The sequence below is a fragment of the Fulvivirga kasyanovii genome (genome assembly GCF_009711405.1).
GTDB classification, from domain to species: domain Bacteria; phylum Bacteroidota; class Bacteroidia; order Cytophagales; family Cyclobacteriaceae; genus Fulvivirga; species Fulvivirga kasyanovii.
Window position 1 is genome coordinate 1 of sequence record NZ_SMLW01000121.1, and the last position, 933, is coordinate 933.

At 34.8% G+C, this 933-nt stretch carries 1 protein-coding gene; it reads left to right on the forward strand.

All coding sequences use genetic code 11. From position 1 onward, the window contains the following. Positions 1–375 precede the first annotated feature (375 nt). Positions 376–852 (forward strand): hypothetical protein, encoded by a 477-nt coding sequence (locus E1163_RS00255; RefSeq protein WP_155168533.1) that lies wholly within the window; start codon positions 376–378, stop codon positions 850–852. The last annotated feature ends 81 nt before the right edge of the window (positions 853–933 follow it).

Sequence of the window (933 nt, forward strand, 5' to 3'; positions counted from 1 at the left end):
TCAACTTCTGGTGATATATATGGGGCGTCAGAATTGATGGTCTGAACCATCATCTTTTTTAGAATTAAGCTTTTAAGTATAAGCCCATGTCTGGGCTTAGAATATTTCAATATACACAAAAATGAAGAATGAATGGCTGACATTCAAATTTCTTTTACTAAAAAGTCAACCTGTGCCCAACAAGCCACTATTTTTTGCCAGGGAAATAAAAGTTTCTGAGCCCGTTATAACTTAATTTCCATAATCGGTGTGGCTTGTTGGGGTTAAATCCTCTTCTACAGTCCAAAGTAACAGTCAGCTATAAAGTTCTTATTTTTTGCTTGAAACAAATTTCTAACCTTGGGTTGGCAGTTATAAAACCACGTTGTTTACAACATGAGTAAAATACCGGAACTGTTAAAATGGATGTGCTGTGTAGTAGTGATCGGAGTTTTTATTTTGATTGCGCTGCCTGTCATGTTTGTTGTTCAACCTTTTATTTGGGGTCGTTATAAACTGGAAAATCACCGGTATACAAAGTTTTTAGAGCAATTGGAAGGAAAGCACTTCTTTTGCTACAACTATACCCATGCTGATTTTATCGAGCGTGAGTTGCTGCCTAAACTGCCAAACTCTGTAGAAGTTGTTTTTGCAAATGGATCAATATTACAATCGAAGTACCAGGAAAGGCTTATTTCCAAGGTTTTATATAATCTTGACTACCATAGTAGCTTTCCGCATTTGGTCAATATTTCAGATGGAAGGGTTAGAAATCAATCTCTGAGGTATGAACTTTGCGATACGATCAAGAAAAATAAACCGGTTGAATTATTTTTACTTGAAGTTTATAGGTTTTTAGACCATCAGGATTAATTTGAAAAAATTATATTTGTAAACCACTTAACCCATAATATAAAAAATGCTTGTTGCCGATTGCTATTAACAACTGTCTGT

Excerpts from the sequence above, each read along its gene's own strand:
- E1163_RS00255 (WP_155168533.1), top strand. The coding sequence starts at position 376 with ATGAGTAAAATACCGGAACTGTTAAAATGGATGTGCTGTGTAGTAGTG.